This is a genomic window from Luteibacter sp. (genome assembly GCF_036499525.1).
Lineage (GTDB): Bacteria > Pseudomonadota > Gammaproteobacteria > Xanthomonadales > Rhodanobacteraceae > Luteibacter.
The window spans coordinates 23317-49025 of sequence record NZ_DASYDO010000014.1; the positions used below are offsets into that span (position 1 = coordinate 23317).

Below are 25709 nucleotides of genomic sequence, written 5' to 3' on the forward strand. Positions count from 1 at the left end.
CACCAGGGGTCGAACCGATGGATCGCAAGCCGCACGACGCCGTCATCCTTGGAGGAGGCCTGGCCGGGCTCACGCTCGCCATGCAGCTCAAGGGTGCCTATCCCGACATGGACATCGTCGTGCTCGAACGACAGGTCCGGCCATTGCCTGAAGCAGCCTACAAGGTCGGCGAGTCCACCGTGGAGATCGCCGCGCATTATTTCGGCGACACGCTCGGACTGCTCGCGCACCTCGAGGAAGCGCACATCCGCAAGTTCGGATTCCGCTTCTTCTTCTCCGAAGGCAGCGACAGCCTCGAGAACGTCACCGAACTGGGCGTGAGCGCGGTCCTTCCCACCCCGAGCTACCAGATCGACCGCGGCATCCTGGAAAACTTCCTCGGCGACGAGGCACGCCGCCGCGGCATCGACTTCCGCGAAGGGGTCACCGTGCGCGGATTCGACATCGGTTCCGGCGAGGCATCGCACACGGTGCGTTTCAAGGGTAGCGCCGGCGAGGAAAGCCTCGAGGCCCGCTGGCTGCTCGATGCGTCCGGCCGCGCGGGGCTGATGCGCCGCAAGCTCGATCTCACGCGCGACAATGGCCACCACGCCAACGCCGTGTGGTTCCGCATCGGCGAGCGGTTGGCCATCGACGACTGGTGCGACGACGCGGTATGGAAGGATCGTTGCCATCCTCCGGAGCGCTGGCGGTCGACGAACCATCTGGTCGGCCCCGGCTACTGGGTGTGGCTGATTCCGCTTTCGTCCGGGGCGCATTCGGTCGGCATCGTCGCCGACGCGGGCATGCATCCGATGGAAGGCATGAAGACCTTCGAGCTCGCCCTGGCCTGGCTGGAAGAACACCAGCCGGTCGTCGCCAGGCACGTGGCCGCGCACCGTGAAAAACTCCTGGATTTCGCCTTCTTCCGGGACTTCTCCTATGGCTGCTCGCGGATGTTCTCGTCCGACCGCTGGGCGCTCACCGGCGAGGCGGGGGCGTTTCTCGATCCCTTCTATTCCCCGGGCAGCGACTTCATCGCGATCGCCAACACTTACATCACGCTGCTGGTCGGCGTCGACCGGCGCGGCGATAACCTCGCTTCGTACGCGCGCCATTACGAACGGATGTTTTTCTCGTTCTACGAAGGCACGCTGAAGATGTACCGCGGCCAGTACAACCTGTTCGGCGATCCGGAAGTCCTGCCGGTGAAGGTCATCTGGGATTACGCATACTACTGGGGCGTGCTCTGCCAGATCGTCTTCCAGGAGCGTCTGGGCGACGCGGACTTCATCTCCCGCATGGGCCCGGAGCTCATGGAATCCGCCGAACTGAACACCGTGATGCAGACATTCTTCCAGCGCTGGCATGCGGTATCGGAACGACGCAACGGCAAGACCATGATGGACCAGCGCGACCTTACCTGGTTCGCCGAGATGAATGCCACGTTGCACGACAGCCTCAACGACGACACGCTCGCCAACCGCCTGCGCGACAACGTGCGCATGATGCGGGCGCTGGCGTCGAGCATCGTCGAACACGCCGCCACGGACCATCCGTCGGTGGTCGAGGGCTACGAGCACCTCATCGACACCGAAGGACGCCGCATGGAACTGTTCGCCCGCGTGGCCTGACCAGGAAAGGGAGTCCAGGCCGGCGGTTCATCCTCAGGCAGGGGGATGGATGACCGCCGCCCTCCCGGATGCGATCTCCACGCCTTCGTGGTCGATCCGGAAGGCGTATTGGGCACCGTTCTCGTCGGCAAGAAGACACTCGGCATATACGTCGAGCGTTCCCGGCAACGTGTCCACGCGATCGACGCCGAGCTTCACGCCACGCAAGCTCACCAGCATGCCGGGACGAGGTTCCGTGCGGCCCTCCCCGCGGGCGCGCAGCGCGCCATGCACCGCCATCGCCTGTGCGCCGTACTCGGCCAGGTGCACCGCATGCAGCCCCTCCGCACCTCGCAGCGGATGCGTGGCAAGCACGTGACTGGTACTGAGCGCATGGATCGACGACACGTCCCAGGCCAGGACCCCGTCGAGCAGGCACATGTCGCCCGCGTGGGGTATGAGGTCAACGAAGTCGGTCTTGGCGAGCATGGGGGGCCATCAGGATCGAAAGACAGAAGTGGAAGGCGACACCCAGCGCCACGGTGAGGCCGATCGCGCGCAGCACCGGAATCGAGGACCAGGCAAGCATGCCGAACACCAGCAGTGCCGCGATGACGCAGACCACCGTCGCGTGGAGCGTACGCCGCTGCTCCGCGGGATCGCCCGTGTCGCGCTCGAAGAACAGCGCGTAGTGCAGACCCAGGCCGGCGGCGAGGATCAGCGCCACCAGGTGGAATAGCGACATGGGGATCCCCGCCATCCTCTCCACGGCGAGCACGAGGAAGGTCGCAAGCGTCATCGGAGCCAGCACGTGCCATGCGCGACGGATACTGCGCAGCGCCAGTGTGATCGTGACGAACAGCAACAGGCCGGCGGCCAGTACGGCATGCAGGATGCGCGTGCGGTAGGCCGCGACCAGCGATTCGGACGCTTCCTTCAGATCGAGCAGGCGCGCACCGGGATCGGCGGCGGATACCGCCGCGGCGACGGCGGCTGCATCGTGCACGCCGCTCAGTGTCGACAAACCCACCCAATGATCGCCACGTGGCAGGAGCATCGCGGCCAGTCGCTGCCCCAGCGGCGACCGCGCGAACACCTCGGGCGTAAGCAACGGTGCGTTGCGCGCGGTCTCCACGTCCGCGACGAAAGGCGCGAACAGGTCCTTGCGGAACGGCATGTCGTCGAGTGCCTTCCCCAGCGATGCGTCGAGCGTCGCGCGATCCGGTAGCTTCGCCTGCCGCGCCCGCTGCGTCGCGAGGTCGGGAAGATAGATCGACGGGAGTTCGAAACCGTCGAGCGCCTTCGCCGCCACCTGTTCGCGCAGGCGCGGCTCCAGCTTCGCCGATGCCGCGAGCACGCCGTCGGCCGTCTTCGCCTGCACGATCAGGAGATAGCGGACATCCGGCGCCCCAAGCTCGCCGCGCAGGCGGGCATCGGTCATCAGCAGGTCGCGCGGCAACGGCGTGAGCGCAGAAAGATCATTCTGCCAGAACGGCCCGGGAGCGAACGCGATCATCGCCACCACGGCGGTGGCGATCGGTATCGGCAGCCAGCGCGGCCGTGGCAAGGCGTCGAGCCAGCCGCGGAATGCCGCGAGGCCTGGCATGCCGGCCACATCGCGCGCGTGCTCCGGCAGCAGGTACGGCAACGCGTAGCGTGTGCTGAAGCCCGCGGCGAGCAGTCCCGCGATGGTGAACACGGCCAACTGCTTCAGCCCGCCGACGCCCGACGCGTAGAAGGCGAGATAGGCGATGCAGGCCGAGGCAATGGCTGTGAGCAACAAGGGCCACAACCCGCGCACGCTGGCCACCGCGGATTCGCCATCGCGCCGATGGCTCAGCAATCGGATCGGGTATTCCTGCGCCACGCCCAGCAGGGTGAAGCCGAAGGCCAGCGTGATGCCGTGTACTTCGGGAAAGCACACCGTCAGTATCGCGATACCCGCGAGCGCGCCGGTGGCGACCGGCAAGGCACCGAGCAAGAGGCTGCTCACACTGCGATAGGCGGCCAGCATCAGCACAATGAAGCCGACGGTCGAGATGCGACCGATCCAGTCGGCCTGGTCGCGTGTCTGCGCATTCACCACGACGGTGAAATAGCCGGGTCCGCTTAGCGTCAGGCGCGAGGCGCCGCTACCGGGCAAGGCCGCGAAAGCCGCACGGAGGTGACCGATGGCTTTGTCCTGCGCACCGGGATCGAAGCCGGCGCCGCGCGTCTGCGCCAGCAGCAAGGCTTCACCACGCGACGAGAACCACACACCGTCGCGGACCTCGGGCGAGCGGACCGGTGTCCAGCGCTCCGCCAGTTTCAGGGTTTCGAGCGTGGGATCGCGCGGCAGAAGACCCTTGAGCAGCGTGGCCGCGGGCGAACCGAGGTCGTCCAGCCGCTGCTGGAGCTGGTCGCCGAGGTAGGCCTCATCGAACGATTCAGTATCGAGTGTCGGGGACAGCAGGTAGCGGTAGGGCAGCAATGCGTTGTCCAGCATGCCGAGGTCGAAGTCGCCGTTCACTACCTGGGTAAATGCCGGATCCTTGCGCAGGGCAGCCGCCAGACCGCGACTGAGCCCCGCCTTGGTCGTGTCGTCCCCGCCGTCGATCGCAACGAGAAGCAGGCGGGAACCGGGACCCTCGCCCACCTGCTCCATCAGCAGCTTCTGGTCCGGCGTGGTCGGCGCGGGCATGAAGCTGCGCAGGTCGGTGCCGATCTTCAGCTGCGTGGCAACCAGCGTGCCAAGCAGTGCGAGGAAGGCGATCCAGGCGACGAGCAGTCCGAGGCGCGCGCTCCTCACATCGCGCCGCCGCACTGCGCGATGAGGCCTTCGCGGGTCGGCTCCGCCGGCATCGTGGCGGCGAGCTCGCCAAGCAGGTCGATCGACGTGTCGCCATCACTTTCGTCCATGCGCATGCAGCGGGCGAGCTGGCCGCTGCCGTACACGTGGATGCCGGCGATCTGCTTTGCGACGCGCGCGTCGCGCGGCGTCAGTGTCAGCTGCCAGCGGTCGGCATCGCGGCCGAGCTTGACGTCGAAGGATTCGCCCAGCCGCGACGGGTCGCCGGCAAGCAGGGCGACGAAGCTGTCGAGCAACACCTGCAATTGCGGCGCGCGTTTCAGGGAGAAACTGCGCGGCTTCCTGCCCTCGCGCTCCTGCGTCACCTCGCCATCGGCGATCGTGGAAACTTCCTTCGCGGGCTTCTCGACCCGCCGTTCGAGACGATCGCCGCCGAGCCAGGCCAGTTCACCCGAAACCACCAGCGGCTTGTCCAGCACGCGCATGAACCGCGCTTCCGCAAAGGGTGTGCGTGCCGGCGCCGGGCGATGCAGGCTGACAATCAGCGCGTTCGCATCGTCCGCGTCAGGCGTCGGAGTGGCTAGGCAGTTGAGCGGCAGCAGCAGGCTCGTCAGCAGGGCCAGTTTCTTGCCAGAAGTCATAGAAATTGAACCAGTTGAAGGGGTAAAGGCGGGCGTAGTGCTCCACCCGTGCAGCGTAACGGGCGACGAGGCTCTCCAGGGCGGCTGCGCGCTCGGCGCGCGGAATGTCGATGCCGTCGGAAAACGCTTCGAAGATCAACCGATAGCGGTTGCCGCCGAGATAAATGCCCATGCACAACACGACCGGAATCTTCAGCGCGGACGCCAGCAGCCACGGGCCGGCGGGGAATGGCGCGGGCTGGCCGAGGAAGGGCACCCTGCAGGTGGCTTCGTTGCGATGGCCGCGGTCGGCAAGCAGGGCCACCATGCCGCCCTGCTCCGCAGTCTCTGCCATCGCCAGCGCCACCGACGCACCGCCGCGCGAGGCGTCGATCACTGCCGCGCCCACGTCCGGCGCCAATGCCTCGAGCACCGCGGTGAGCGCCGGCGTCTTCTGTTTGTCGAGGACGACACGCAGCCGCACGTCGGGACGACGCGCGCCCACCGCGCGCAGGGCTTCGAAACTGCCCTGGTGCGAGCCGACGAGCAGCAGGCCCTGCCCCTTGGCGACCCAGCGGTCCAGCGCATCCAGCCCTTCGACGTCCACGACGAAGTCGCGCTCGCCGTGCGCCAGGAAAAACAGGCGGTCCAGCAAGGTGGCGGCAAACATATGGATATGCCGGAACACGTCGTAGTGGGTGATCGGACGGTTCAGCACGCGGGACAGGTAGGCCCGCGACGCCGCCCGCTCGTCCGCGCGACGCAGGAAGAAGTACAGGGCGATGGGATACAACAGCACGCGCGCCATGCCGCGGCCAAGCCGCAGCGCGATCGTGCGGATCAGCCAGATCGCGAACCGGCCGCCGCCTTCCCGTTGCTTCCAATGACTCATGCGCCCTCCAGCGTGCCACGGAGCAATGTATCCGGGCCGCGACGAACGGTGAAGCGGAAACGCGTGTCGCCAAGCGCGACGAGTTCCAGTTCGGCGTCTTCATCGGGCAGAAGCGGCGCGATGAACTTGGCGTCAACGACCTGCCGAACGGTCAGTCCGCGCCAGTTTCCGAGCGCGAGCGCCGCCGCTTCAAGCAGGAGCACACCCGCCACGATCGGCCGGCCGGGGAAATGGCCGGCGAAACTCGGGTGCGCCGCCGCGAAACGCAGCGGACGCACGAACGGCGCGGGATCGGACTCGGTCATCGACATCTCCGGACGAAGCAAACCACGCCCCAGGCCAGTACGGCCTGAACGGCCGTCAGGCAGCGGCGCGATGCTGTTCGATATGCTCCGACAACGTGCGCAGGTTCGTGAAGATGGTGCGATTGTCGGGATTGTCGGACTTCAGCTGGAAGCCATAGCGCTTGGACACGGCCAGCGCGATTTCCAGCGCGTCGATGGAATCGAGGCCCAGGTCGCCGCCGAACAACGGGGCTTCCGGGTCGATCTCGGCGGCCTTCACCGATTCGAGATTGAGGCTGGTGACGATGAGCTCGGCCAGTTCTTGCTGTGCTGTGGTCTGCGTTGCCATTGATGTTTCCAGGTCCTGGATGTTCCTGCCTCCCCCCGGATGGCAGCGGCCGCGGAGTTTAACACAGGGGTCTTTCGGCCAGCTTCGGGCGGTTCAGACGGGTGACGGCCATGCGTTCACGCCGCGGCCCGGCATCGGGACGATATGATGGGCAGACCGCGTTGGACGGAAGACTCGATGCTCCCAGGAAGCGAAATGCGCGAGCCCGCGCGCCAAACCACCCATGCCCGCGCCGCGCCGCGCGTACGCTACTCGCACGAATCCGGCGAGCTTTCCGCCTCCACGCTGGCGGCCTTCGGATTTGGGGCCTCGGCCCCCGTCCTCGACGACCCTCGCTGGCTGCGCGTGGCGCTGGAGCCGTTCGGCGATCCGCTGGTCGAAGTCTGGGAAGTGGACGGTGAGGTTCACGGTGGACGCGAAGGCGAACTGCGCTGGTCTCGTGGCGGCGGCTGGCTGTTCGCTGCCGTCGAATGCCGCGAGGACGAGCATGGCGGTACCGAGGCCGCCGCGCGGCATGCCTATGACCTTCTGTCGCGTTTCGTCGCGGGAGCGGCGGAGCAGCACGTGCAGCGGATCTGGAATTACCTCGGCGCGATCAACGCAGGCCAGGGCGACGACGAGCGCTACAAGCACTTCTGCACGGGACGCATCGGCGGCATGGGCGAGGTTTTCGCCCAGGGCTACCCGGCGGCCACGGCGATCGGCCATGGCGCGGATCCCGCGCTGTTGCAGGTGTACCTCCTTGCCACGGACCGCTCCGGCACGCGTGTGGAGAATCCTCGCCAGGTGAGCGCGTGGCGTTACCCGCGGCAGTACGGGCGCACGCCGCCTAGCTTCGCTCGGGCAACGCTGTTGCCCGCAGGCGACGTGCTGGCCATTTCGGGTACGGCCGCGGTGGTGGGGCATGCATCGGCACACGCGGGCGATATCGATGCGCAACTTGCCGAAACGCTGCGGAACCTCGAGGCGTTGCTCGCCGCCGGCGGACTGCCTGCCGGAATCGGGCGCCTGGCGCCGTTGAAGGCTTACGTGCGGCAGGCCGAGCACGTGGCGGCCGTACGTGCGTTTGCCGCGAAGCATTTCCCCGACGCGCCGCTGCTGCTGTTGCACGGCGATATCTGCCGTGCGGAACTGCTCATCGAGATCGACGGCTGGCGCTATCGCACGTAGGAGCGCGCCCCGCGCGCGACATCTGTTGAGGCCGTGAGTAACAGACCCTGTTGTTCTCGGCGAAACGCTGTCGCGCGCAAGGCGCGCTCCTACATTTGTCTACTTCCTGGTCGGGCGGTGCCAGCCTTCGATGGTCGTCTGCCGGCCTCGCGCGATGGTCAACGCATCCGCCGGAGCGTCCTTCGTGATCACCGAGCCCGCGCCGATGGTCGCGCCCGCATGCAACGTCACCGGGGCCACCAGCGAGCTGTTGGAGCCGACGAAAACGCCGTCCTCGATCGTGGTGCGGCTCTTGTTCACGCCGTCGTAGTTGCACGTGATGGTGCCGGCGCCAATGTTCACCTTGCTGCCGATGACCGTGTCGCCGAGATAAGTGAGGTGGTTGGCTTTCGAGCCCTCTGCGATGACCGCGTTCTTGGTCTCGACGAAGTTGCCGATGTGCACACCGGCCGCCAGGTCCGTGCCCGGTCGCAGCCGCGCGAAGGGACCGATCGTGCACGGGCCATGGGTCACCACGCCATCCAGGTCGCAGTGCGCCAGGACGACCGTACCAGCGGCGAGCTTCGCATTCCGCACGCGGGTGAAGGGGCCGATGCGCACGTCGTCGCCCAGTTCGACTTCCCCTTCGAAGATCACGTTCACGTCCACCTCGACGTCACGGCCGGCCGTGACTTTGCCACGCACGTCCAGGCGGCTTGGATCGGCAAGCCGCACCCCGGCGAGAGCCAGGGCGCGCGCGCTGCGCTCGCGGTACAGCGCCTCGAGGTCGGCAAGCTGCCAGGGATCGTTCGCGCCGGAGGCCTCGGTGGCCTCGCAGTCGACGCATGCGGCCGGCATGCCTTCATCGGCGGCCATCCCGAACACGTCGGTGAGGTAGTACTCGCCCTGCGCGTTGGCGTTGCCGAGGCGCTGCGTCCAGGCCAGCAGGCGCGTCGCGTCGGCGGCGACGATGCCGGTGTTCACCAGGTCGATGGCGCGCTGCGCGGCGCTGGCATCCTTTTCCTCGACGATATGGCGCACGTGGCCGCCGGCATCGAGTACGACGCGGCCGTAACCCTTCGGATCGACCAGGCGCGTCGCCAGCATCGACAGGCCTTCACGGGTCGACACGAGGGCCGACAGTGTCTCCGGCCGGATAAGCGGCACGTCGCCGTACAGCACCAGTACGCGTCCCTCGAGCTGACCTTGTACCTGCAATGCTTCGAGGGCCGTCCGAACCGCGTGCCCCGTGCCCAGGCGCTCGCGCTGCTCGATCCAGCCGAGGCCGGCATCGGCGTCGAAGGCCTCGCGCACTTGCGTGCCGTTGTGGCCGTACACCACATGCACACCCGTCGGCTCCAGGGTCCGGGCCGCCTCGATCACATGGGCCAGCAGGGGCCGCCCGGCGAGCGGCATGAGCACCTTCGCCGACGCGGACTTCATCCGCTTGCCTTCGCCGGCGGCGAGGATGAGGACATGGAGGGGCGTCGCTGTCATGGATTCGGGTGCCTGCCTTGGAACGAGGGCCGCACTTTCGCGCGTTTACCCTCCGCTGCCAAGTCGGCTACTCGTCTTTAGGCCGCTCGGTCAGGTGTTCCAGGCTCGGCTTGTACGCCTCCACGAAGGCGTTGCGAAGGATGCCGGCGATCGCCTCCAGTGGCGAGACGCTCTTGTCGTCGATGGTTCCCGAGATGGGTACGCGGGTCGCGAACTGGTCCTTCGACTGATTCTTGAAGAGCTTGGTGACGCCCTCCGCCACCGCCTCGTAGGCAAGCTTGAGTGGATTCTTCTTTTCCTGCTGCACATCCTGCTTCCAGCTGAATATCTTCAGCCCGTGGAAAAGCGGCTTGGCGTAGCCGTCGAGGCGGCGGTTTCGCGCCTGCAGTTCCATGAAGAATTCGCCTTCGCCGCCGGCGAAGTCCAGCCCGCTGTAGGCCCGGGCCAGGTCGTTGGCCTTTACCAGCTTGATGTCGCGGATGCTCAGCTCGTAACGGAAATCCCCGACGCGCTCGAGGGGGTCGAACTCCGCGCGCGTTTCCAGCGGGGCGTCACCCAGCACCTTCGCCGTGGCGTGCATGTGAGCCACACGGGAACCGCCCTCGCGCTGTACGTTGGTGAGATTCGTGGCCGTGCCGTTCACGTCGGTCATCTTCAGGTCGACCTTGGGGCTGGACACGAAGTTGTGGAAGGTGATCGTGCCGTCCGAGACATTGACCTCGTCCAGGCGCGTGGGCGCCAGGGCACGCAGTTGCGCCCGCCAGTCCACGCCCTTGCCCGTCTGCGTGTCGCCTTCACCCCGACCGTCAACGAAGTTCAGCACGGGCCGGTAGAAGTCGATCTTGCCGCGGATGTGCCCGTGGACCATGGCACGCCAGCTCAGGGAGATATCGGCCCGGTCGGTGTCGAAGAGCGGTACCGGTACCTTGCCGTCTACCTTCTGGATGGTGAGCCGGTCGATAGAGTACGCGCCACGCCAGAGGTGGATGTCGATGTCGGCGATATGACCCGAGTACGAACCCATGCGCGAAAGGCGGCCGTTGAGGTAGTCGAGCACCACATAGGGCAGGATGATGCGCCCGACGACGAGCACGACGGCGACGACGCCGATGATCCACAGGCTGCGACGGTAGCGGGTTCGCATGGGGGCGGGTACCGGAATGGCGTACGCGACAGTTTTGCGCGGAGCGGGTCATGGTTTGATGAACAGCCCGGTCCCGTAGGAGCGCGCCTTGCGCGCGACAGCCTTTCGCGAAGCGCCGCAGGCCCTGTGGCTCATGACCTCAGAAGAGGTCGCGCGCAGGGCGCGCTCCTACAGGAAAACGCCCCTCCGGGAGGGGCTTCGATCAGTGCTTGAGCGTCTTGCGCATGCGCTCCAGCGCCTGGAGCTGGGCAAGGGCTTCGGCCAGTTTGGCCTGGGCTTCCGCCACGTCCATTTGCTGGCCGCGGTTCGCCAGGGCGGCCTCGGCTTCTTCCTTCGCCTTCAGGGCGGACGCCTCGTCGAGGTCGGCCGCGCGGGCCGCCGTGTCGGCGAGGATGGTCACGACCTGTGGCTGCACCTCGAGGATGCCGCCGGACACGAAGAACTGCTGGCGCTCGCCGTTGGCAGCGATCACGTCCACGTGGCCTGGCTTCAGGCGGGTGATGAGCGGGGCGTGACGCGGCGCGATGCCCAGCTCGCCAAGCTCACCGGTGGCGACCACGAGCGTGGCTTCGCCGGAGTAGATCTCGGCTTCGGCGCTGACGATGTCGACGCGGATGGTATGGGTCATGGGCTGGTCTTCCGTTGGTCAGGGATGGGGAAAGAAGGCTTACGCGGCCTTCTTCGCACCCATCTCCTCGCCCTTCTTGATGGCTTCGTCGATACCGCCGACCATGTAGAAGGCCTGTTCCGGCAGGTAATCCAGGTCGCCGTCGAGGATCATCCTGAAGCCGCGGATGGTTTCCTTCAGCGGCACGTACTTGCCCGGCGAACCCGTGAACACCTCGGCCACGTGGAACGGCTGCGAGAAGAAACGTTCGATCTTGCGGGCGCGCGACACGGCTTCCTTGTCTTCCTGCGAAAGCTCGTCCATGCCGAGGATCGCGATGATGTCCTTCAGTTCCTTGTAGCGCTGAAGGGTCACCTGGACGCGGCGCGCGGTGTCGTAGTGCTCCTGGCCGATCACGGCCGGGTCCAGCTGACGGCTGGAGGAATCCAGCGGATCCACCGCCGGGTAGATACCCAGCGAGGCGATATTACGGCTCAGCGTCACGGTCGCGTCCAGATGCGCGAAGGTGGTTGCCGGCGACGGATCGGTAAGATCGTCGGCGGGCACGTACACGGCCTGGATCGACGTGATCGAACCGGTCTTGGTCGAGGTGATGCGCTCCTGCAGGACGCCCATTTCCTCGGCCAGCGTCGGCTGGTAACCCACCGCCGACGGCATGCGGCCGAGCAGCGCGGACACTTCGGTACCGGCCAGCGTGTAGCGGTAGATGTTGTCGATGAAGAACAGGACGTCCTTGCCCTTGCCGCTCTCGTCCTTCTCGTCACGGAAATACTCGGCCATGGTCAGGCCGGTGAGCGCGACGCGCAGGCGATTGCCCGGCGGCTCGTTCATCTGGCCATAGACCATCGCGACCTTGTCGAGGACGTTGGAGTCCTTCATCTCGTGATAGAAGTCGTTGCCTTCACGAGTACGCTCACCCACGCCGGCAAACACGGACAGGCCCGCGTGCGCCTTCGCGATGTTGTTGATGAGCTCCATCATGTTGACCGTCTTGCCCACGCCGGCGCCGCCGAACAGGCCGACCTTGCCCCCCTTGGCGAACGGGCACATCAGGTCGATGACCTTGATGCCGGTTTCCAGCAACTCGTTGGCGGCAGCCTGCTCGTCGTACGACGGGGCTTCGCGGTGGATGACCCACTTTTCCTGCTCGCCGATCGGACCGGCTTCGTCGATCGGGCTGCCGAGCACGTCCATGATTCGACCCAGCGTGGCCTTGCCGACCGGAACCTTGATGCCTTCGCCGGTGTTGCGGGCGATGAGGTTGCGGCGCAGGCCGTCGGTGGAACCAAGCGCGATCGTGCGCACGATGCCGTCACCGAGCTGCTGCTGCACTTCGAGGGTGATCTCGGTGCCGTCGATCTTCAGTGCGTCGTAGACCTGCGGCACCTGGTCGCGCGGAAATTCGACGTCGACGACCGCGCCGATGATCTGAACAACTTTACCCTGGCTCATGGAATGCTCCGGATGAATCTTATTTAGTGACTTGTTCGGTTAGACCGCGGCGGCGCCGCCGACGATTTCCGAGATTTCCTGGGTAATCGCGGCCTGACGTGCCTTGTTGTAGACGAGCGTCAGTTCGCCGATGACCTTGCTGGCGTTGTCCGATGCGGCCTTCATGGCGACCATGCGCGCGGCGTGCTCGCTGGCAAGGTTCTCCAGCGCGGCCTGGTACACCACCGACTCGATGTAGCGCGTCATAAGGTGCTCGAGCACCGTGCGCGCGTCGGGTTCGTAGATGTAGTCCCAGTCGTGCGTCTGCTCGACCTTCACGCCTTCGGAAGCGGCGCCCTCGGCGCGCCCCAGCTCCGTTGCGACCACGGACAGCGGCAGCAACGCTTCGATGCGCGGCTTCTGCACGATGGTGTTCACGAATTCGTTGTAGACCAGGAAGACGCGGTCCAGCCGGTTGCCCGAATAGGCATCCAGCACGACCTTGATCACGCCGATCAGGTCTTCGAGCTTGGGTTTCTCGCCGAGATGCGTGGCCGAACCGATCAGGTTCACGCCCTTGATACGGCGGAAGAACTGCACGGCCTTCTGGCCGATGGCGACGACGTCGACCTCGGCGCCCTTGCCCTGCCATTCGCGGATCGACGTCAGCGTACGGCGGAACAGATTGGAGTTGAGGCCGCCGGCGAGACCGCGATCCGTCGACACCACGATGTAACCCACGCGGGCGACGTTTCCGCGCTCGGTGAGGAACGGGTGGGTGAAGTCGGTGCTGGCCTGCGCGACGTGCGCGATGACTTTGCGCATCTGGCGCGCGTAAGGACGCGAGCCCTTCATCAGGTCCTGCGCCTTGCGGATCTTCGACGCCGAGACCATCTGCAGCGCGCCTGTCACCTTGCGCATGTTCTGCGTGCTCTTGATCTTGGTTTTGATTTCGCGGCCGCTAGCCATGGCTTACTCGTCTTTGAAAGGTGGCGCCAGCTCGCGGGGGCGGCCTTGCAGCCTGCGCCCCGCGCGTTTCGCTCTTACCAGCTACCGGTCTTCTTGAACTCGTCGGCGGCGGCCTTGAAGGTCGCCTCGATGTCCTTGTCCCAGTCGCCGGTCTGGTCGATCTTCGCCATCAGGTCGCCGTGGTTCTGACGCATGAAGGCGTGCAGGCCCTTCTCGAACGGCAGCACCTTGGCGACCGGCAGGTCGTCGAGGTAGCCCTTCTCGGCCGCATAAACCGACATGCCGAGTTCCGCGATCGACAACGGCGAATACTGTGCCTGCTTCATCAGTTCGGTGACACGCTGGCCGCGGTCCAGCTGGGCGCGGGTGGCGGCATCGAGGTCCGAAGCGAACTGCGCGAACGCGGCCAGTTCACGGAACTGCGCGAGCGCCAGCTTCACACCGCCGGACAGCTTCTTGATGATCTTGGTCTGGGCAGCACCACCGACGCGCGACACCGAGATACCGGCGTTCACCGGGGGACGGATACCGGCATTGAAGAGATCGGTTTCGAGGAAGATCTGGCCGTCGGTGATCGAGATCACGTTGGTCGGAACGAAGGCGGACACGTCGCCGGCCTGGGTCTCGATGATCGGCAGCGCGGTGAGCGAACCGGTCTTGCCCTTCACTTCGCCGTTGGTCATCTTCTCGACGTACTCGACGCTGACGCGCGAGGCGCGCTCGAGCAGGCGCGAGTGGAGGTAGAAGACGTCGCCCGGGTAGGCTTCGCGACCCGGCGGACGCTTCAGCAGCAGCGAGATCTGGCGGTAGGCCACGGCCTGCTTGGAGAGATCGTCGTAAACGATCAGCGCGTCTTCGCCACGGTCGCGGAAGTACTCGCCCATGGCGCAGCCGGCGTACGGCGCGACGTACTGCAGCGCGGCCGCTTCAGAGGCCGAGGCGACCACGACGATGGTGTTGGCGAGCGCGCCGTTTTCTTCCAGCTTGCGCACGACGTTGGCGATCGCGCTGCGCTTCTGGCCGATGGCCACGTAGATGCAGCGGATGCCGGAGTCTTTCTGGTTGATGATGGCATCGATCGCCACGGCGGTCTTGCCGGTCTGGCGGTCGCCGATGATCAGCTCACGCTGGCCGCGGCCGATCGGGATCATCGAGTCGATGGACTTGTAGCCGGTCTGCATCGGCTGGTCGACCGACTGGCGCCAGATGACACCCGGGGCGACCTTCTCGACGGGGCTTCTGCCCGCGGCGTCGATCGGACCCTTGCCGTCGATCGGGTTGCCCAGCGCGTCGACGACGCGGCCGAGCAAGCCCGGACCGACCGGCACGTCGAGGATGCGGCCGGTGGTCTTGGCGGCATCGCCTTCGCGCAGGTGCTGGTACTCGCCGAGCACCACGGCGCCGACCGAGTCGCGCTCGAGGTTCAGCGCGAGGGCGAACGTGTCGTTCGGCAGTTCGATCATCTCGCCCTGCTGCACGTCGGCCAAGCCGTGGATGCGCACGATGCCGTCGGACACGCTGATGATCGTGCCTTCGTTGCGTGCCTCGGCGCCGAGCTTGAACTGCTCGATGCGGGTCTTGATCAGCTCGCTGATCTCGGACGGGTTCAGAGTGGTGCTGGACATGGTCAGTTCCTATATGAAATCAGTGCGTCAGCGCGCTGGCCAGCCGTTGCAGGCGGCCGCGCGCCGAACCGTCGATGACCTGCTCGCCCGTGTCGATGACGACACCGCCGAGCAACGCCGGATCGACGTGCGTATCCAGTTCGATCTCGCGCTTGAAGCGTCGCTTGAGCGAGACGCGCAGCTGCTCCGCCTGTGCCGTATCGAGATCCAGCGCGCTCGTGACCTTGACCTTCAGGGTCGACTCGGACTCCCTCTTGTACTGGTCGTAGAGCGCGGCGACCTCCGGCAGCAGGTGCATGCGGCGGTTCTCGGCCAGCTCCTGAAGGAAGCAGGCGAACGGTGCATCCGCGGCCATGCCTTGCGGAAGGTGGATCGCGACGAGCTGCTGCGGCAGCACGCTCGGAGCGTTGCCGAGCCCGGCGACCTGGGGATCGGCTGCAACAGCGGCGGCGAAGTGGAGCGCTGCCGACCAGTCGGCGAGCGCACCCGCGGCGTGCGCCACTTCGAAAGCGGCGCGCGCGTACGGTCGGGCGAGAGTGAGCGCCTGGGCCATGATCAGATCTCGGCAGCGAGCTGGTCGAGCAGGGCCTTGTGGGCCGCCGGATCGATTTCGCGCTGGACGATTTTCTCGGCACCGCGAACGGCGAGGGCGCCAACCTGCTCGCGCAGCTGCTCACGCGCACGCTGGGCCATCACCGCGATATCGTCCTGGGCCTGGGCCTTCAGACGATTGATCTCGCCGGTGGCTTCGGCACGGGCCTTGTCCAGCATCTGGTTGGCCTGCTGCTGGGCCTTGTCGATGATCTCGGTCGCCTGCAGGCGAGCCTGCTTGATCTCGGTGGCGACCTTGGCGTCGGCATCCTTGAGCTCGGCGCGCGCGCGCTCGGCGGCGGCCAGACCCTCGGCCACCTTTTTCTGGCGCTCTTCGATGGCACCGTTGAGCTGGGGCCAGATGAACTTGGTGGTGAACCAGACCAGGATCGCAAAAGAGATCATCTGGCCCAGGAAGGTCATGTTGATTTCCATGATCTCTCCGAAGACTCCGAACGCTTGGGTACTGACGATCGCCGTGACCCCTGGGGTCACGGCGACAAGACGAACGCTTGCTTAGCCGGCGACCGCGGCGCGCACGGCACCGACCAGCGGGTTCGAGAACGCGAACAGCAGGGCCACGGCGAGGCCGATGATGAACGCCGCGTCGATCAGGCCGGCGAGCAGGAACATGCGGCCCTGCAGCAGCGGAACCAGTTCCGGCTGGCGGGCGGCCGACTCGAGGAACTTCGAGCCCATGATGGCGATACCGAGGCAGGCGCCCAGCGCGCCGAGGCCGATGATCACGCCGATGGCGATGGCGGTCATGCCCTGGACGTGGGCGAGAAGCGAGGCGAGTTCCATGGTGTTCTCCTGGGATAAACGAATAGCGAAAGGTTGGAAATGAAAAAAGTGAAGCCGAAGGTTCTAACGTCGGTGCGGTGAGTTAGTGGTGTTCCCGCGCCGTGGCGATGTAGACGATCGTGAGCATCATGAAGATGAACGCCTGGAGGGCGATGATCAGGATGTGGAAGATCGCCCACGCCGTGTTGAACACGACGCCAGGCACGAAGCTGATCCAGCTCACCATCAGACCGGCAATCAGCATGAACACCAGTTCGCCGCCGTACATGTTGCCGAACAGTCGCATCGCGAGCGACACCGGCTTCGACAGGGTTTCGACGACGTTGAGAAGCAGGTTCGGGATCACCAGCACCAGCTTGGCGATCGGGTTGTTGGCGTGGAACGGCGCGGTCAGCAGTTCCTTGCCGTAACCGAAGCCGCCCTTGGCCTTGATGCCGTGGCCGATGACGATGAACAGCACGGCGACCGAAAGGCCCACGGTGGTGTTGATGTCGGCCGTGGGCACCATGCGGAAGTAGGTGTGGTGCGCGGCTTCCTCACCGGCGAAGGTGTGCACCAGCCAGCCGGCGAGGTCTACCGGCAGGAGGTCCATGGCGTTCATGAGGAATACCCACATGAAGATGGACAGCGCCAGCGGCGTGACCGTGCGGCGGTCGCCGTGGAAGGTGTCCTTCACCTGGGTGTCGACGAATTCGATGGCCAGCTCGACGAAGGCCTGGCCCTTCGACGGCACGCCCGACGTGGCCTTGCGCGCGAACAGCCAGAACCACAGGCAGAACGCGGCGCCGAGGGCGAAGGCGACGACGATGGAGTCGGCACGTAGGTTCCAGACCCAGAAGCGGTCGGCGCTGAAGTTCACCGTGAGGTGGTTCAGGTGGTGCTGGATGTATTCGGTCAGACCGCCCTGCGGTTCGCTCGCCATGCTCAACCCTTGAATCTGAATGCAAATACGTTGACCGCGTAGCCGGCCACCAGTCCCGCCAATGCGGGCAAGGGTGGCAGCTTCCACTGAACCAGGATGAGAGCCAGTCCACCGATGAGGACGATCCAGCGAAGGATCATGCCCACGAGGAACCGAACGAACGTTGCTCCCGCCCCACCCAGCGCGCTGAACGCTCGCGCGGCAAGCAGCGCGGTGGCGGTAGCGACTATCAGGGCGCCCCCGAAGGCGGCCAGTCCGGCTGGTCGTCCCTGCAGGGAGAAAGCGAGTCCCGCGACGACGGCCACCACCAGCTGCGCAATGACGACGCGCTTCGCAAGGTGACGACCGGCGGCAAGACTGTTAAGCAACGCGAGGCTCCCGTGGTTTCGCTCGAAGGCGGCACCAGATGGTTCAACGGGCCACGGTTTGATCTGGAAAAGTATACCAGCGCCGTAAACGACGGGACAAGCTGCGAAAGGCCAAAACCACCCGTCGGCGCGACCGTGCGTCGCGTCGTTGTCGAGGCAGCGCTGGCGGTCAGGCCCGGGCGGGCGGACCTGCCAGCGCGCCGAGCGACGTGGCCGTCTGTATTGCCATGGTCATCTCGGGCCCCACGGGGATGGGAGAGCCGGAGTGTAGTCCCGCGCGCCGCAACGCAGCAACCGCGAAAAGTTGCGATGACAGCTATCGTAGGAGCGCGCCCTGCGCGCGACATCTTTTCGCGACATCCCCGGAGCTGGCGCGCCAGCTCCGGGGTACGGCCTCAAAACATGTCGCGCGCAGGGCGCGCTCCTACGGTGCGGAATATTCGGCGCCGGAAGTGCAAGTCTCGTGGACCACCACCTTCGCCAGTCCCGGCACGTCCGGACGCAACCGCTCGAAGATCCACCGGGCGAGGTTCTCGCTGGTGGGGTTTTCCAGCCCTTCGATATCGTTGAGGTAATGGTGGTCGAGGCGATCGTAGAGCGGCTGGAAGCGCGCCTTGAGGTCGCCGAAGTCCATCACCCATCCGAGCACCGGGTCGGTGGGCCCCTCCACATGGAGTTCGATGCGGAAGGAGTGGCCGTGCAGCCGTGAACACTTGTGCCCTTCAGGCACATTCGGCAACCGGTGAGCCGCTTCGATGTTGAAGGTCTTGAAGATACGCATGGCGCGCATTGTAGCGGACGCGGCGCCGCGGGCCCCCAAGGCACCCTTTCACAACGGCGTTCGCACTTCCGCACATCCGGCCGGCACATTCATGGACTTTTCATGGACGAACCGTTGCAGTGGTAACTACCGGCGTAACGCGAAGGGGTGTTCGCCGGCTCCCATGCGCACCACCAGGAGGCATCGATGTGCCTTGCTCGTGATTCCCTCGACGGCTCGCATACCTGCGGGCTGGCCGACGAAGTATTCGCCGCGCTGCCGTGGCCCTGCGTCGTGTGGCGCCTCGACGGGCAGCGCGCCGTGATGGTGAACGAGGCGTTCCAGCGCGAATTCGGCACGGCGCGGGGCCGTGCGGGCCCGGCCTGGCTCGACGAGCACCTCCAGCCCACCGGCTCCGGCGACGAGTTCGTGCTGCGCGACGCGCATGCGCCGCCGCGGCGTTACCGGATGACCCGCCAGCTGCTCGACGTGCCGCCCGAGGCTTTCCATGCCGTCTTCCTCGTACCCCTGCCTCATGACGATCACGGCGACGAACCGGCCGCGAACAGCTTCGCCGCGCTACGGCCGGATGTGTCTCTCACGCGCCGCGAATCGCAGGTGCTCGAGGGCATCATGTGCGGCAAGCTCAACAAAGTCATCGCCAGCGAACTCTGCATCAGCCCGAAGACCGTGGAGCTGCACCGCGCGAACCTCATGGCCAAGCTGCGCGTGCACAACGTGGTCGAACTCGCGCGCGCCGTGCTGGATCTGGCGCCTCGTGCGGAAGACGACCGGGTCACGTCCTGAGGAGGTGAACCAGCACATGGGGCTAGCCGTCCGGCTACTGGCGAAATGGCAAGGGAAGTAGGAGACTTATTCCGACCCGCCTCGTTATTAACGCTCAAGACGGGATGTGCGCGTTTCCGGCACGAACGCCGAGGGATTTCCATGGGCAAGCTGTACAACACATCACAGGTACGCGACCTCACGTACGGGAGCTTCTCCCGACAGGGGGTGTCTGTGGACCTGACGTCATTCCTGAGCAGCGCTCGAGGCCAGCAGCTGATCTCCGCTCTCAGTGAAAAAGCGCGTGAAGTGCCTGCTTCGGAAGAACCCGAACCCACGCAGCCTGCCTCGTTCGATAAAAAGTAAGGCGACACAGGCGCAGGGATGCCCTTCAACCTCCTCATTCTTCCGCTCTTGGGCGGCTACATCCTGGTGACCTACACGAACTGCGCCGTGTACTGGGCGTCGCGCCAGGCGAAGGAGCAGCTTCTATTTGCCTCGGCTTTTATAGGACTCTTCCTGGCCCTCGTCGCCAGGGTTGTCGTTCTTGCTCTTCTGCAGTGCCACTGGGGCGTCCAACTCGGCCTCTGGATGCACCGCGTGCTGGATTTCCAGGGGATAGGAACGGCCACCCTCGCCTTCTCGCTGAGCCTTGTCTTCCGCTGGTGGATCAACCGGGCATGGCTCATGACCGACGCGGGCTTCTGGCTGTACGGCCGCGGAGCGCTCACACAGTTGGAATCCCTTCTGATGATGAGCTGGAGCGGTCTTCGCCCGGCGCCCCAGGCCGTATTCCGGTCAATGCCTGTGGAGATCGCGCGCCGCCTCGGGTATTCGCTTCCGTGGATCGGCCCGGCCATGGAGCGGCGCCACGGCGACGCGCTCCAATTCGAGGCACTTACTCCTGAAGATCCCGTTACACGACGAATCGGGCCCATTCCACTCCTTCTCACCATGAAGGACAGGAAGGTCTATATCGGTCTCCTGGAGCAGATGCCTTCGCTGGCCGCCGGGAGCTTCACGCATATCAATCTGGTGGCTCTCCAGAGCGGATATCGCGATAAGGACAGCCTAAAGGTGGAACTGACGGAAAACTACCTATCCGTATTCGCGGAAATTTCCAGCACTCTTCCACGATTTAAGGTGCTTCCCGTAGGCGACATCGCGAGCGCCAGCCTGTTCGATCCGGAGATTTTCGACGGCTTCAAGGCATCAAAAAAGGCAGCGTGACCGCTGCCTTTTTTGATGTGCCCGCTAATTGGTGGCTAGAGGCGGGCTCGAACCGCCGACCTCAGCATTATGAGTGCCGCGCTCTGACCAGCTGAGCTACCTAGCCGTGAAACCTGGTCGTCCGCGGACTGACCGCGAAGGCCGGGCAGTTTAATCGTGGCTGGCTCTCCGTTCAAGTAGCGCCTTGCCCGCGCTTCTCGCGCTGTGGTTGAATCGAGCCGAACCAGCGTACCCGGCCTGCCGCCGGAAGCAGGCTCGCGGAGGGCGGATGATCGACGCTGATGGCTATCGACCGAACGTGGGGATCGTGCTCCTGAACGGAGACGGCCGCCTGTTCTGGGCGCGCCGCGTCAATCGCGATGGCTGGCAGTTCCCCCAGGGTGGCATGCGCAGCGACGAGACGCCGCTGGAAGCCATGTACCGCGAGCTGGAAGAGGAAACCGGCCTGCTCGCCCAGCATGTGGAAGTGCTTGCGGAAACGCGGGGCTGGCTGCGTTATCGCCTGCCCAGCCGTTTCGTGCGCCACCATCAGCGGCCGACCTGCATCGGTCAGAAGCAGGTCTGGTTCCTCCTTCGTCTCGCCTGCAGCGAAGACGCCTTCCGGCTCGATGCCTGCGAGAAACCGGAGTTCGACCTTTGGCGCTGGGTCGACTTCTGGTATCCGGCGCACCACGTGGTCAATTTCAAGCGACAGGTCTACGAACGGGCCCTGCGCCAGTTCGCGCCCACGGTCGAAACGGTCTGCCGGGTCGAGGTAGGCCGCTGCCCGCAGCAGACCGAAACCCTGCATCAGGTTGGGGACACCGGCGCCTGAACGCCTTCACAATTCGGTAGTTGACAATCGTTCGCATTCGCGTTCGAATGCAATCCCATGTACATCTGCATGTGCAATGCCGTTACCGACCACGCCATCCGCCGCGCCGCGGCCGATGGTGTCGAATCCTTCGCCGAACTCCAGGCCCGCACGGGCTGTTCGGACTGCTGCGGTGCCTGCGAGCCAGAAGCCCGCCAGTGCCTGCGCGACGCCGTCGAGGCCGCGCGCCCGCTGCTGACGTTCCTGCCGTCCCCGGCCTGACGCCAGCGCGTCCATTCGCGGACGCGAAACACCTTCATTCTCGTTACGTCATGGCTTGGCAGGTCGACGTATAGTCGTCCCCCGCACAACAGGGAGATCCCTCATGAAGGGCGACGCGAAGGTCATCGAATACCTCAACAAGGTCCTCTACAACGAGTTGGCCGCCATCAACCAGTACTTCCTCCATTACCGGATGTTCAAGGACTGGGGCTACAGCGAACTGGCCAGGCACGAGTACGAGGAATCCATCGAGGAGATGAAGCACGCCGACAAGCTGATCGAGCGCATCCTGTTCCTCGACGGCCTGCCGAACCTCCAGCACCTGGGCAAGCTGCGTATCGGCGAGAACGTAATGGAAGCGCTGCAGGGCGACCTCGACCTCGAACTGCTGGCCACCAAGGACCTGCGCGAGGCCATCGCCTATAGCGAAGGCATCCACGATTTCGTCAGCCGTGACCTGTTCAAGTTCATCCTCGGCCAGGAGGAAGAGCACATCGACTGGCTGGAGACCCAGTTCAGCCTGATTTCCGATATCGGACCCGAGCGATACATGCTCAGCAAGGTGGGCTCGCTGCACGAATAATGGGAAGGCCGCCGCGCAAGGTGGCCTTCCTCGTTTATAGGGAACGGCTCCTTGACCACTGAAGGAACCGGGGGCTATACCATCGCGGTCTTCACGCCTCCTCCACGGAAACATCCATGGCTTCACGCCCACCGCCACGGTTTGTCGTGCGCACGCTCGAGGACGCGACCCGCCAGCGCCGGAAGCGCCTCGTCCTGGTGGGCGGATGGGTGCTCAGCCTGCTCCTGGCGGGCTTCGGGGCATGGTTTGCCGCAGCGCGCGTGCCCGCGGCGGTCGCCGATCGCGGCGCCAGCCTGCAACTGAAAGGCGATAACGAGGACCTCCGCCAGCAACTGGCAAACCTGCAACGGGCGGGTCAGGTCGCCGACGTCGCCGCGAAAGAACTCAAACGGAACCTCGCCGAGCGCGACGAGGAGATCAGCGGCCTGCGCACCGACCTCGCCTTTTATTCGCGTCTCGTGGGCGGAGGCGGTCAGCGCGACGGGCTCAAGATCCAGGGCGCGCGCAGCACTCCCGTCAAGGGTGCCGCCAACGCGTGGAACCTCGTGGTGACCCTCACCCAGAACGCCCGCCGTGGCGAGGTGATCAAGGGCTCGGTGAAACTCGCGGTCGAGGGTATCCAGGGCAACAAGGTCGCCACGCTCGAAGGGCCGGCGCTCGGCCAAGGCAGCCAATCGACCGACCTTCCCTTCTCTTTCAAGTACTTCCAGCAGATCCAGGGCAGCTTCACCTTGCCGGCAGGCTTCAAGCCAACCCGGTTGCGTCTGGTCGCCGATGTCACGGGCGATCAACCGGTCACCGGTACGGTGACGTGGAGCGACGCCCTGCGTAACGATGAGGCCAACGATGTTCAACAGTAACCGGAAGAACCAGGCGCCCTCAGTCAGCGCCTCCGCCACCAGCCTCATCGCCCGTGGCGTCACGCTGCGTGGCGACATCCTGTTCAGTGGTGCGCTGCACCTGGATGGCACCCTCGAAGGGGCCATCCATGCCGATCCTGGCAGCGATGGGGTGCTGACCATTAGTGAGACCGGCCGAGTCGTCGGCCGCATCGAGGTGCCCCACGCCGTGATCAATGGAGGTGTCACGGGTGACGTCCACGTCACTGAGCGCCTGGAACTGGCTCCGCTGGCCCGGATCGACGGGGACGTGCACTACCAGGTGCTGGAAATGGCCGCCGGCGCCCAGGTGAACGGCAAGATGGTCCATAGGGCCCCGCAGACCATCCGCCAGCTTACCCAGGCGGCCATCGAGGCTGCGCCGGTGCTCGACGAGGCTTGACCTGATCCGGAACGGCGCCATTATGTCGGCATGAACAACCCATTCCCCATGGCTCCGAGCGGCGCGCCCGACTACCGATCGGGCACGGCGCCGCTGGTCTTCACCGAGGCCGCCGCCCGCAAGGTGCACGAGCTGATCGAAGAGGAAGGCAACCCCGGCCTCAAGCTGCGCGTGTACATCAGCGGTGGCGGCTGCTCCGGGTTCCAGTACGGCTTCACCTTCGACGAGGAGCAGGCAGAGGACGACCTCGCCGTGGCGCGCGAAGGCGTCACCCTGCTCGTCGATCCGCTCTCCCTGCAATATTTGACGGGCGCGGAAATCGACTACGCCGAATCGTTCAGCGGCTCGCAGTTCGTCATTCGCAATCCCAATGCGAAGACCACGTGCGGCTGCGGTTCTTCGTTCAGCGCATGAGCGGCGGAGCGTGAGCGTCGAACAGGAGCGCGACAAGGCCGCGGCAACGCGTGCCCGTGAGAACGTCTTCGCCGGCATCGACATCGATCGCATGGCGGAGCGTCGCGACGATCGCCTCTGGGTAGAAGAACTGGAAAGGCTTCCGGATACACGCTTCCTCGTCCTCGATACCGAGGGCAACGCCTTCATTCGTGCGGACGCCGAATCGCCGCATTGGATGTCGCCGGAAATGCGCGCGGAGCGCTTCGGCGATATTCCCTCCACCTTGCTGGGACTTGCCGGCGGCGCCGCCTGGTTCACGCTCGTCGTGGACGAGGCCCAGGCCGAGCTCTTCGTTTCCCTGACCGGCGCGCGGCGCATGTCGCTGCGCGAGGGCGGCCTCGTGCTCGACGCGTTCGAGGCCGGGCTCTTCGCCTACGCGAAGGGCATAACCCACTGGCAACGGCACACGCGTTTCTGCAGCCGATGCGGCGCGCCGACACTCGTGGTGGCTTCCGGCCATCGCGTGCAGTGCACGAATCCGGACGGCGCCCACCTGCACTTCCCGCGCACGGACGCCGCGATCATCGTGATCGTCGAAGATGGCGACGCGTGCCTACTCGGGCGTCAGCGTGGCTGGCCCGCCGGGCGCTATTCGACGCTGGCGGGATTCATCGAGCCCGGCGAATCGCTCGAGGACGCCGTGCGGCGCGAGGTGCGCGAGGAATCCGGCGTGGAGGTGCTGCACGCCACCTATCATTCCTCACAGCCGTGGCCGCTGCCGGCCTCGCTGATGGTCGGCTTCACCGCCACGGCGAAGACCCGCGAGATCCGCCTGCGCGACGACGAGCTCGAGGATGCCCGCTGGTTCACGGTGGACGATATCGTGCACGGCATGACCTCGGGCACGCTGGGCGTGCCGCCGCCCCTTTCCGTGTCGTACCGCCTCATCGAGCATTGGCTCGGCCTGCGCGGTGTCGATCTCGACCAACTGCTGGCGAGCACCCGCCGCTAACTATCGTCCTTCGCCTACAATCCAGGCATCGACCCGCGGATCGTGTCTGTCATGGCCTTACGTCTCTTCGCCGTACTCGTCGCCCTCGTCATCGCCTGGAGCGTGCCGCAGCTGTCCCGTTGGCGCGACGAACGCTGGTTCCGTCTCTGGGTCGAGCGAATGGCCGATCTTTCAGGCCCCGGTCGGGTCGCGGTGGTGCTGCTCGTGCCGGTGATCGCCTGCGCCATTCTTGCCGGCATCCTTCGTTCGCTGCCCTTTTTCGACCTCGGCTGGCTGGTCTTCGCCATCGCGGTGCTCGTCTATGCGCTGGGGCCTCGCGAGATCGAGAGCGACATCGACGCGGTCCTGCATGCGCACGATACCTTGCGCCGGGACGAAGCCGTGGCCGCCTTGCGCCACGACGATGCGCCGCTGGGCTGGTTCGCCCCGGTGCTCGTCGAAGCTGCTTTCTACGGGGCGCTGCGCCGCCGCTTCGGCGTGCTGTTCTGGTTCTTCCTGCTCGGCCCTTCCGGTGCGCTAGGCTATCGCCTCGCGCAGATCCTCGCCCGCGACACGGCGATAGTGCTGGACATAGCCACGCGCGGAGCCGCACGCCGGGTAGCCGATGCACTGGACTGGATCCCGGCGCACCTGATGGTGTTCGCCATGGCGCTGGTGTCCGATTTCGACGCCGTCACGGGTGCCTGGAAGCAGTGGCATCGCACCTCGGGCAGCCCCCGTTCGCGACTGGACCCGGATTTCCTGGGCGCCGTGGCGCGCGCCGGCGTCGATGCCGACGTGGAAGCCGGCGACGGTTACGTGCAGGACGTGAGCGATCCGATTGCCGAACTCGAGGACGCCCGCCGCGTGATCCGCCGTGTTCTGATCGTGTGGCTGGCGGTGGTGGCCGTTATCGTCCTCGCCGCCTGGTTCGCCTGAGCGATGGCTTGGTGG

At 65.6% G+C, this 25709-nt stretch carries 30 protein-coding genes and 1 tRNA gene; 12 read left to right on the plus strand and 19 right to left on the minus strand.

Going from position 1 to position 25709, the window contains the following annotated elements; all coding sequences use genetic code 11:
* Positions 1-17 precede the first annotated feature (17 nt).
* On the plus strand, positions 18-1613 hold the full coding sequence (locus VGM71_RS01920; RefSeq protein WP_331542088.1) for an NAD(P)/FAD-dependent oxidoreductase: 1596 nt from the start codon (positions 18-20) through the stop codon (positions 1611-1613).
* A gap of 33 nt (positions 1614-1646) precedes the next feature.
* On the opposite strand, the gene VGM71_RS01925 is transcribed toward VGM71_RS01920, so the two are convergent.
* The 6 genes from VGM71_RS01925 to VGM71_RS01950 are packed head-to-tail and all read right to left on the minus strand — an operon-like array spanning position 1647 to position 6525.
* Positions 1647-2081, minus strand: coding sequence for a phosphotransferase (locus tag VGM71_RS01925; RefSeq protein WP_331542089.1), 435 nt, complete (start codon positions 2079-2081; stop codon positions 1647-1649).
* Positions 2056-4380 carry a xanthomonadin transporter gene (locus VGM71_RS01930; protein WP_331542090.1) on the minus strand — a complete coding sequence of 775 codons (2325 nt, stop codon included), beginning with the start codon at positions 4378-4380 and terminating at the stop codon, positions 2056-2058. The genes VGM71_RS01925 and VGM71_RS01930 overlap by 26 nt, the downstream gene beginning before the upstream one ends.
* Positions 4377-5021 (minus strand): LolA-related protein, encoded by a 645-nt coding sequence (locus tag VGM71_RS01935; RefSeq protein ID WP_331542091.1) that lies wholly within the window; start codon positions 5019-5021, stop codon positions 4377-4379. The genes VGM71_RS01930 and VGM71_RS01935 overlap by 4 nt, the downstream gene beginning before the upstream one ends.
* Positions 4945-5892 carry an acyltransferase gene (locus VGM71_RS01940; RefSeq protein ID WP_331542092.1) on the minus strand — a complete coding sequence of 316 codons (948 nt, stop codon included), beginning with the start codon at positions 5890-5892 and terminating at the stop codon, positions 4945-4947. The genes VGM71_RS01935 and VGM71_RS01940 overlap by 77 nt, the downstream gene beginning before the upstream one ends.
* Positions 5889-6197, minus strand: coding sequence for a hydroxymyristoyl-ACP dehydratase (locus VGM71_RS01945; protein WP_331542093.1), 309 nt, complete (start codon positions 6195-6197; stop codon positions 5889-5891). Before VGM71_RS01945 ends, VGM71_RS01940 begins: the two co-directional genes overlap by 4 nt.
* Before the next feature lie 55 nt (positions 6198-6252).
* The gene (locus VGM71_RS01950; RefSeq protein WP_331542094.1) at positions 6253-6525 is read right to left on the minus strand and encodes a phosphopantetheine-binding protein; all 273 of its coding nucleotides are present in this window, start codon (positions 6523-6525) and stop codon (positions 6253-6255) included.
* 195 nt (positions 6526-6720) lie between these two features.
* Here VGM71_RS01950 and VGM71_RS01955 point away from each other — a divergent pair, with 195 nt between their 5' ends.
* Positions 6721-7695, plus strand: coding sequence for a pteridine-dependent deoxygenase (locus VGM71_RS01955; RefSeq protein ID WP_331542095.1), 975 nt, complete (start codon positions 6721-6723; stop codon positions 7693-7695).
* 99 nt (positions 7696-7794) lie between these two features.
* Here the strand turns inward: VGM71_RS01955 and glmU are convergent, their stop codons facing one another.
* The 12 genes from glmU to queD all read right to left on the minus strand — a co-directional run bounded on the left by glmU (position 7795) and on the right by queD (position 18434).
* Complete coding sequence (gene glmU, locus VGM71_RS01960) at positions 7795-9171, minus strand: bifunctional UDP-N-acetylglucosamine diphosphorylase/glucosamine-1-phosphate N-acetyltransferase GlmU (protein ID WP_331542096.1); 1377 nt, start codon at positions 9169-9171, stop codon at positions 7795-7797.
* A gap of 67 nt (positions 9172-9238) precedes the next feature.
* Positions 9239-10315, minus strand: coding sequence for a DUF748 domain-containing protein (locus VGM71_RS01965; RefSeq protein ID WP_331542097.1), 1077 nt, complete (start codon positions 10313-10315; stop codon positions 9239-9241).
* A gap of 202 nt (positions 10316-10517) precedes the next feature.
* A complete protein-coding gene (locus VGM71_RS01970; protein ID WP_331542098.1) occupies positions 10518-10943 on the minus strand; it encodes a F0F1 ATP synthase subunit epsilon in 426 nt (141 codons plus the stop codon).
* A gap of 39 nt (positions 10944-10982) precedes the next feature.
* Positions 10983-12395 carry a F0F1 ATP synthase subunit beta gene (gene atpD / locus VGM71_RS01975; RefSeq protein WP_331542099.1) on the minus strand — a complete coding sequence of 471 codons (1413 nt, stop codon included), beginning with the start codon at positions 12393-12395 and terminating at the stop codon, positions 10983-10985.
* Positions 12396-12434: 39 nt separating this feature from the next.
* A complete protein-coding gene (atpG, locus tag VGM71_RS01980; RefSeq protein WP_331542100.1) occupies positions 12435-13343 on the minus strand; it encodes a F0F1 ATP synthase subunit gamma in 909 nt (302 codons plus the stop codon).
* Between the two features lie 74 nt (positions 13344-13417).
* Entirely contained in the window at positions 13418-14968 is a 1551-nt protein-coding gene (gene atpA, locus VGM71_RS01985; protein ID WP_331542102.1) for a F0F1 ATP synthase subunit alpha, read from the minus strand.
* Positions 14969-14987: 19 nt separating this feature from the next.
* Positions 14988-15521 (minus strand): F0F1 ATP synthase subunit delta, encoded by a 534-nt coding sequence (locus VGM71_RS01990; RefSeq protein WP_331542103.1) that lies wholly within the window; start codon positions 15519-15521, stop codon positions 14988-14990.
* Between the two features lie 2 nt (positions 15522-15523).
* The gene (locus VGM71_RS01995) at positions 15524-15994 is read right to left on the minus strand and encodes a F0F1 ATP synthase subunit B (protein WP_331542104.1); all 471 of its coding nucleotides are present in this window, start codon (positions 15992-15994) and stop codon (positions 15524-15526) included.
* Between the two features lie 81 nt (positions 15995-16075).
* Positions 16076-16363, minus strand: a complete 288-nt coding sequence (gene atpE, locus VGM71_RS02000; protein ID WP_331542105.1) for a F0F1 ATP synthase subunit C — start codon at positions 16361-16363, stop codon at positions 16076-16078.
* 82 nt (positions 16364-16445) lie between these two features.
* Entirely contained in the window at positions 16446-17285 is an 840-nt protein-coding gene (gene atpB, locus VGM71_RS02005) for a F0F1 ATP synthase subunit A (protein WP_331542106.1), read from the minus strand.
* 2 nt (positions 17286-17287) lie between these two features.
* A complete protein-coding gene (locus VGM71_RS02010; RefSeq protein ID WP_331542107.1) occupies positions 17288-17653 on the minus strand; it encodes an ATP synthase subunit I in 366 nt (121 codons plus the stop codon).
* Positions 17654-18077: 424 nt separating this feature from the next.
* Positions 18078-18434, minus strand: coding sequence for a 6-carboxytetrahydropterin synthase QueD (gene queD / locus VGM71_RS02015; protein WP_331542108.1), 357 nt, complete (start codon positions 18432-18434; stop codon positions 18078-18080).
* A gap of 186 nt (positions 18435-18620) precedes the next feature.
* Here queD and VGM71_RS02020 point away from each other — a divergent pair, with 186 nt between their 5' ends.
* Complete coding sequence (locus VGM71_RS02020; protein ID WP_331542110.1) at positions 18621-19220, plus strand: LuxR family transcriptional regulator; 600 nt, start codon at positions 18621-18623, stop codon at positions 19218-19220.
* A 363-nt stretch (positions 19221-19583) separates the two neighbouring features.
* Positions 19584-20429, plus strand: coding sequence for a hypothetical protein (locus tag VGM71_RS02025; RefSeq protein ID WP_331542111.1), 846 nt, complete (start codon positions 19584-19586; stop codon positions 20427-20429).
* Between the two features lie 29 nt (positions 20430-20458).
* Here the strand turns inward: VGM71_RS02025 and VGM71_RS02030 are convergent.
* A tRNA-Met gene (locus VGM71_RS02030) sits at positions 20459-20535 on the minus strand.
* A 162-nt stretch (positions 20536-20697) separates the two neighbouring features.
* On the opposite strand from VGM71_RS02030, the gene VGM71_RS02035 reads away from it, so the two are divergent.
* The 8 genes from VGM71_RS02035 to VGM71_RS02070 all read left to right on the plus strand — a co-directional run bounded on the left by VGM71_RS02035 (position 20698) and on the right by VGM71_RS02070 (position 25694).
* On the plus strand, positions 20698-21243 hold the full coding sequence (locus tag VGM71_RS02035; RefSeq protein WP_331542112.1) for an RNA pyrophosphohydrolase: 546 nt from the start codon (positions 20698-20700) through the stop codon (positions 21241-21243).
* Between the two features lie 57 nt (positions 21244-21300).
* The gene (locus tag VGM71_RS02040; RefSeq protein ID WP_331542113.1) at positions 21301-21504 is read left to right on the plus strand and encodes a (2Fe-2S)-binding protein; all 204 of its coding nucleotides are present in this window, start codon (positions 21301-21303) and stop codon (positions 21502-21504) included.
* Between the two features lie 103 nt (positions 21505-21607).
* Positions 21608-22087, plus strand: a complete 480-nt coding sequence (gene bfr / locus VGM71_RS02045; protein ID WP_331542114.1) for a bacterioferritin — start codon at positions 21608-21610, stop codon at positions 22085-22087.
* 116 nt (positions 22088-22203) lie between these two features.
* On the plus strand, positions 22204-22947 hold the full coding sequence (locus VGM71_RS02050) for a DUF6776 family protein (protein WP_331542115.1): 744 nt from the start codon (positions 22204-22206) through the stop codon (positions 22945-22947).
* A complete protein-coding gene (locus VGM71_RS02055; RefSeq protein WP_331542116.1) occupies positions 22934-23368 on the plus strand; it encodes a polymer-forming cytoskeletal protein in 435 nt (144 codons plus the stop codon). The genes VGM71_RS02050 and VGM71_RS02055 overlap by 14 nt, the downstream gene beginning before the upstream one ends.
* A gap of 30 nt (positions 23369-23398) precedes the next feature.
* Positions 23399-23782, plus strand: coding sequence for an iron-sulfur cluster insertion protein ErpA (gene erpA, locus VGM71_RS02060; RefSeq protein WP_166699957.1), 384 nt, complete (start codon positions 23399-23401; stop codon positions 23780-23782).
* Between the two features lie 10 nt (positions 23783-23792).
* Complete coding sequence (nudC, locus tag VGM71_RS02065; protein ID WP_331542118.1) at positions 23793-24776, plus strand: NAD(+) diphosphatase; 984 nt, start codon at positions 23793-23795, stop codon at positions 24774-24776.
* Positions 24777-24827: 51 nt separating this feature from the next.
* A complete protein-coding gene (locus tag VGM71_RS02070) occupies positions 24828-25694 on the plus strand; it encodes a beta-lactamase induction protein (RefSeq protein WP_331542119.1) in 867 nt (288 codons plus the stop codon).
* Positions 25695-25709: the final 15 nt, after the last annotated feature.